At 54.9% G+C, this 6164-nt stretch carries 3 protein-coding genes and 2 pseudogenes; 2 read left to right on the top strand and 3 right to left on the bottom strand.

The genetic code is table 11. The features are described 5' to 3' along the window. Window positions 1-413, top strand: a pseudogene (locus tag EN991_RS19875) (ionic transporter); the annotation flags it as partial. 436 nt (window positions 414-849) lie between these two features. Here EN991_RS19875 and EN991_RS19870 read toward each other — a convergent pair. The 3 genes from EN991_RS19870 to EN991_RS19865 all read right to left on the bottom strand — a co-directional run bounded on the left by EN991_RS19870 (window position 850) and on the right by EN991_RS19865 (window position 5501). Beyond that, window positions 850-4137, bottom strand: coding sequence for an ATP-binding protein (locus tag EN991_RS19870; protein WP_245461016.1), 3288 nt, complete (start codon window positions 4135-4137; stop codon window positions 850-852). Further along, the gene (locus EN991_RS41785) at window positions 4134-4490 is read right to left on the bottom strand and encodes a hypothetical protein (protein ID WP_348629873.1); all 357 of its coding nucleotides are present in this window, start codon (window positions 4488-4490) and stop codon (window positions 4134-4136) included. Before EN991_RS41785 ends, EN991_RS19870 begins: the two co-directional genes overlap by 4 nt. A gap of 333 nt (window positions 4491-4823) precedes the next feature. Beyond that, window positions 4824-5501: an MIP family channel protein gene (locus tag EN991_RS19865; protein WP_127369362.1), complete on the bottom strand. Its 678-nt coding sequence runs from the start codon at window positions 5499-5501 to the stop codon at window positions 4824-4826. Window positions 5502-5682: 181 nt separating this feature from the next. On the opposite strand from EN991_RS19865, the pseudogene EN991_RS19860 reads away from it, so the two are divergent. Then, window positions 5683-6164 (top strand): annotated as a pseudogene (locus tag EN991_RS19860) (MFS transporter); the annotation flags it as partial.

Raw genomic sequence — 6164 nt, 5'->3', positions numbered from 1 at the left:
CCATTGTCATGCTCGCCGAGCAGGTCGCGGCAAGCGTCGAAGATACGCTCGTTGCCTACCAAGTGACCCAGGCTGACAGCATTGTGGGGGCAATGATCGCCGGGCTGGTGTTGATGCCGGAGGCCATTTCGGCGGTTCGCGCTTCACTCAACAATGAGCTGCAACGCGGTTTGAATGTCGCGATGGGTTCCGCTTGCGCCACAATCGGTTTGACAATACCGGCGGTCGCAGCCGCCAGCCTGCTGACGGGCAGAGGGTTAACCCTGGGGCTTCCAGCGACTGACACAGTGCTTTTGATTTTAGCGCTCTTCATATGCAATGTGAGCTTTAGTACTGAAAGAACAACATTCTTGACGGGCGCTGTCCATATCGTGGTATTTCTTACATATATATTTCTTATATTTGTGCCATGAAAGATTTGGCTCGGGCAGGCGCTTGGGTGAGGCGATGAGACCGCCCGTCAACGGACTGCTTGGGTTCATCAGTCTGGAAGCCGACAGCGAGCTGCAGACGACCGACCTTTGCTTGAGATGACGTTTCCGCTTCCGCGCCGAATTGCCGGTGACGGTGACCGCCGGAGAAGTTTGACGAGGCGATGGTGGAGGAACTGGGGCCGGTGGCGGAAGGAACGGCTTGCGGGCTGGCTGCCTTGTGCCAACTGCTGACGCGCGGCGCGCCTCAAATGGGGCCGCAAGCAGACTGTCAGGTTTAGCGAATTGGCGTCTGGTGAACTGATTTTTGGGAGAACCAACAACCTGGTTAGCCGCCGGTAGGAATTCCAAACCACCAATCTAATGGCATCTCATTGAAACCTGCCGTCTATTAGAAGACTGTATCACTACCAGTTTTTCATCGCCTCTTGAGATTTACGCGTATCTCATCACCCAGGAACCAACCACCTCCCTCGCTCCACGAAGAGATGATTCCGCGAGTCTCAAGCCATTGGACCAATGCACGATTTTCATCTGATCTTGGCAATCTTGGAGTGTGATATCCTGTCGTGATCTCAGAGAACGGATCTGGAAGCGCCGCAAGCACCTCGCGCGCTTCGTCGACCGCGATAGTCGAGTGAAACTTGTTGAACAGGGAAATCTGCGTCTCAACGGGCCTTGAATTCAGGATCAGTGACCGCGCTTTAGCCGCATCAATGCCGGATATACGAACGTTGGTGCGGTCAAGAATCGGGCCTATGAGCGCCGCTCGTTTGGGCAGTTCCGTTAGCGTATTCAAATCCATCAGGTCGATTATCGCGCGCTTATCGTCATCTGTTATGTCGGCTTGAAGAAGCCCTTCTCGGAAGACGTCGTCGAGACCGAACATTTCGGGATCGGTGAGATAAGCTTCGATGTTTTCTGCCATGAAAAGGACCGGCAAGTCTGTATTGACATCTAGGCTTTCAAGGGTCTCCTTTGAAAAGGTGATCTTGCGCTCCTCTATGAGAATAGTAAGCTTCGAAGAATCGAGGCTTTTGGGAAAATTCTTAAACGTATTGGGCAACGCTCGGACATATTCCCGGTAACTGTCATCGCTCAGTGCATTCGCGATAACAAGGAATTGGCGTAGCGGCAGTGTCTCGGGACCGTTACGCAGACTGTGCTTCAGAATTACCGCGCGCACATCTTTCCGATCAAGATAGGCCACCAGAGTTTCCGCTGCGAAGCCACTGCCTCCCATGAACGAGATACAATTGTCCCATGTCGGCGCGATACGTCGCAGCTCAAATACCGAGGCGTGCAATTTCTCCGGAACACCCTCCAGCGCTGGCAGGAGAGCCGTCTGTCGACCGAGAAATTCACGAAGATTGTCTTCGTCAAGTTCCTCACGACCTAGGAGATCGGTTATGGCTGCCGCATCTTCTTCAGAATTGTCGTGAAGCTCAAGGAGCACGTCGCTAAGATAGATATCAAGATCGCGTTCGACCCTGGTGATCAAGGCAGGATCTGTGAGCGAACGCAGCGTAGTGTAATTGCGCTCGCGAAACGCCATGAGATTGGTCTCGCCCATGACCTCGCGATAGATGTGTTCCACATTGGCAATCGAGAGTTTAAAAAGGCCACGTCTTACCATGAAGCGCACGATGCCGGTGAACTTTCCTATTGCCGGAAGGTCTCGAACCTCGAAGCCAATGCGCTCGAGGCGTTCGGGTGCCAAGTCAGGTGCAAGTGCCAGAATTTCAGGGAGCTTCGCCGCGACGAAATCAGGGAACTCGTCGCCATCGCGTGCTAGTGTTTCTAGCGCCCTTTCCGGCAGATTGGTTACCAACTGTGTGATATGGGAAAGACTGCGCTTGCTGGCGATTGCCGTCGGAACGAACTGCCTCCATTCGTCAGCCAGGCGGGAAAGCAACTTGGGGACGGCGCGTCCCGTGGCGTAGTAGGCCTCTAAGAAATCTTCGCAGCCTTCGAACTGGGACGCGATGAACTCGAAAAACTTACAAGTCTGATCGCTGTACCGGCTCGCCTCGTTTAGAAGGCAGTCAACCAATTTGACGTTAAGAACATAGCTTTGCCCGAAGTCCGCTTCGCGCATAGCTGCGATGACCTCATTTGGGTTGTCAATCTGAAAGTCGGGGTCGGGGGTAAAGAACGCCCGTATCTGGATCAGAAACTTGTTGTCATTAGGCGACAGCCGGCCAGAATGGAACAGTGACGTATATTGATAGTACGTATCGTCGAGATGGCCTTCTAGAATCAAGAAGCGAGCCAACTCGCCCTTCTCGCCGAAGCCGTCGAAAAGGTCAGTCACAGGGTCGGCGCTTGAACGCACGAGTTCATTGAACTTGGCTGTTCGAAGCGTCGCGATCTTCGCTCTAAGCTCGCGAATCCGTTGCAAGCTCTCGCTCTTGTTGGCCTCAGATTTGCTTTCAATTTCCGCCTTCCGCTGAAAGTAGGTTTTCTCGCTATCCACTTCGTTCTGCAAGGCCGAGATATCAATCCGCTGTCCCCTATTATAGACATCGCGGAAGGTAATCTGAGGAAGTGCGATTAACTGTTCAAACGCGTCGTGCCCAACGAGCGAGTGAAGTGCGATCCAAGACTGCCCGTCAAGGCTGATGCTATTGACGTTCGCAGGAAGCATCTGAACGAGCGTCATTGCGTAGATTTGGCGCAATTCTTTCAGGTCAGAGGGTGTCTGCCTTACGGCAATGTCAATCTTTCGTTCGATTTCCGCTATCTCTGCCTTACAGGCCACCTCCTCGTGCGCAACGAGTTCATCGTGGCGGCCCAGAATGTCAGCGAGATTGCCTTCGCCTCGGTGCAGTTGTTCGAAATCCCTGGGGTAGACGTTCTTATAAATCAGGACCGCAAGAAGCTTGTTGGCGTTGAGAGTATTTTCGTCGTCGGTCTCCAAATTGGCGACGTAGATGGCGTATTCATTGAATATATTCTGAATAAGTCTCAAGTCGTCTAGATACCGTGAGACCTCTCGAAGGAACTGTCGATCAAGACGACCGTCGAGTTCAAGCCTCTTTCCCTGCTCCAGGACCATATCAATCGAGTTCGAAGCGTTTATGATGGGAATAACAGGAATGACGAATTCGAAGAATTTGGTCCGGTCTGTATTAACAAATACGTCGTCGCGCAGAGCGTAAAGAAATCTAATAGTTCGCCTGACTCCCGCGTTCGCATTCACCAAGCCGTTGATTTCACGCAACGTCACGAATATTTCTGCATCTTCGAATCGGTCCAGATCCTCAATGATTACGAGATCATATTCCGTTGCCTGAAAGAAGTAGATAATTTCATCCAAATGACGGTTAAGTATTGAATCGAGATTGTCTGATGCGGGCCTTATTTCTATGTCTTTTAGAGAGATGCTTTTGAGTGACAGCCCAAAGCTGGCGACATAAAATTTGTGCAGCGCAACCCACAAAAAAAGCAACGAGAACCCGAATATTGTGAAATTAGGCCAATTGCTGAATTCGAGTGGATCGAAAAAGGTGCCGCTGACTATCGCTTCCCGCTTTGTGAATACGTACCAAATCGAAAGTAAGCCGAACATAATGTACAGCGATCTGAAGATCGACAGGACGCCAGGGGATTGAATTCGCTTAAAGCGCGACAGTGGAAGTTTGTTGGCATCTGCACCATACAGCATTTGCTGCAGTATGCTTCTTTCAATCTCCTGCCGGCTCACTTTGAGACTTGGGGTGCTAGCTTCTTTGTCGCCTGGTGGCTGGCCTCTTTCACGAACGCCGCGAGAGATATGTGAAGTGAAGGTCTTCGGTATCTTTTCAGGAACGATTGGATGATGCTGCTTTTTCCTGAACCATAAGGCCCCGTCAGCGCTATATTGTTCACCTTCGGGTCTGTCGTCGCGAAGAGCAAAGCTTCGGAATATACACCGGCCTTGTCAGCTTGGTCGGTCGGTGCGAGATTTACAAATTTTGCTTTTGTGACGGCGGGTCGACCAATACCTTCCAAGAGGGCCCCGAAACTAGTGAACCAGCTACCCAGCGAATTTGTTAATGTTGGAATTCGTTTAGCCATAAGTAACCTAAATATCACTGGTCCAAGCGACAAATATCACTGAGGAGCCGGAAAACACCTACTTTTCATCTCCAAGAACTCCGCATTTGGGAATCGATCAGTAAAGTCCCGCCGCCCGCAATCATAGCGGGAAGTAGCCATAGACAATAGCCTCGATGATTGGCAGCTTTCGGGCGCTCACGGTATCAGCCGCAACGACCGAGATTGGGCGCAAAGCTGGCATCTAAGGCCGAGCTATTAAGTCGTCATTGGGGACAAGACTTGACGGCTCGTGCCAGTCGCTCAGGCGCGGGCCATGGCCCGCGCCTTCGCATATTCAGCCTTCCAAAGAGCTCAGTCCTTCTCGAAGATGCGCGCCTTGGCGACGACACCGGCAATGGCGCCGCCGATCAGCGGTGCCACGATGAACAGCCAGAGCTGGCCGATCGCCGCAGTTCCCGAAAACAGCGCCGGACCGATCGAGCGGGCCGGGTTGAGCGACGTGCCGGTCACCGGGATGATGGCGAAGTGCAGCCCTGCCAGCGTCAGGCCGATGACCAGTCCGGCGAACGCCGTCGAGTGCTTTTCGGCCGTGACGCCAAGGATCACGGTGACGAAGGTGAAGGTGCCGATCACTTCCCACAGGAAGGCCGAACTGACACCCCATTTCGTCATATCCCAGCCATTGGCGCCGAAGCCGGTGGTGTGTCCGCCAACCTGGCCGGAGACGATGATCCACAACGCCAGTGAAGCAAGGACGCCGCCGATGACCTGCGCGATCCAGTAGGGGATGACGTCCTTGGCCGGCAGCCGGCCGGCAAGGAAGACGCCGAGCGTCACCGCCGGGTTGAGATGCGCGCCCGAAATGGGGCCGATCGCATAGGCCGCGGCGATGAGGCCGATGCCGAACGCCAGACCGATGCCTTCCTGGCCAAGCGGCAGCGCGCCGCCGAAGCCGCCCGTCACCACAGAAGCCGTACCGATGAACACCAATAGAAATGTGCCTAGAACTTCCGCCAGATAAGTCTTCATTGCCCTCTCCTCGTGTCGATCCGCCGGTTCACCTTTTCGCGCCGCGAATCACAATCGGAAGAGTATTCGCAACCAGAAAAGTTGGAAAGCAGAGCGGTTGTGCCGGCCGACCTGCTTGTGCGCGCCGGTTGCGCGCTCTAGAGCAGGGCCGGAATAATTTTCTGCGTGACGGAACAAGACAATGCGACTGGGCGGAAGGCTGGCTGCGGCCATCGAAGTGCTGGAAGACATCGGCCGGCGCCACCGGCCGGTGGCGGACGCGCTGAAGGATTGGGGCCTGTCGCATCGCTTCGCCGGCGGCGGCGACCGTGCGGCCATCGGCAACATCGTCTATGACGCCTTGCGCCACAAGCGTTCCGCGGGCTGGCTGCTGGGGCAGGACACGCCGCGCGCCATTGGCTTCGGCGCCCTGCTGCTCGAATGGGGGCAGACGGCCCAGTCGCTCAACGAGGCGCTGGATGGTGACAAGTTCGCACCGCCGCTGCTGACCGCCGCCGAGCTTCAGGCCATCGCCGACGGTCGGCTCGCCGATGCGCCGGACGCGGTGCGGGCGGACGTTCCCGACTGGTGCGCGCCGCTTTTCGAGCGAGCCTTCGGCCCGAGTTGGGCCGACGAGGGCGCTGCACTGGCGGCGCGCCCGCCGCTCGACCTCAGGGTCAACAC

Source organism: Mesorhizobium sp. M7A.F.Ca.US.005.03.2.1 (genome assembly GCF_003997795.1).
Classification (GTDB): domain Bacteria; phylum Pseudomonadota; class Alphaproteobacteria; order Rhizobiales; family Rhizobiaceae; genus Mesorhizobium; species Mesorhizobium ciceri.
Note: the sequence above shows the minus strand (reverse complement) of the source record. Positions and strands in the feature narration are given on the sequence as shown.

What these genes read in the sequence shown, in the direction of transcription:
- EN991_RS41785 (WP_348629873.1), bottom strand. Translation starts at nt 4,490, where the DNA reads ATGGCTAAACGAATTCCAACATTAACAAATTCGCTGGGTAGCTGGTTC.
- EN991_RS19865 (WP_127369362.1), bottom strand. Translation starts at nt 5,501, where the DNA reads ATGAAGACTTATCTGGCGGAAGTTCTAGGCACATTTCTATTGGTGTTC.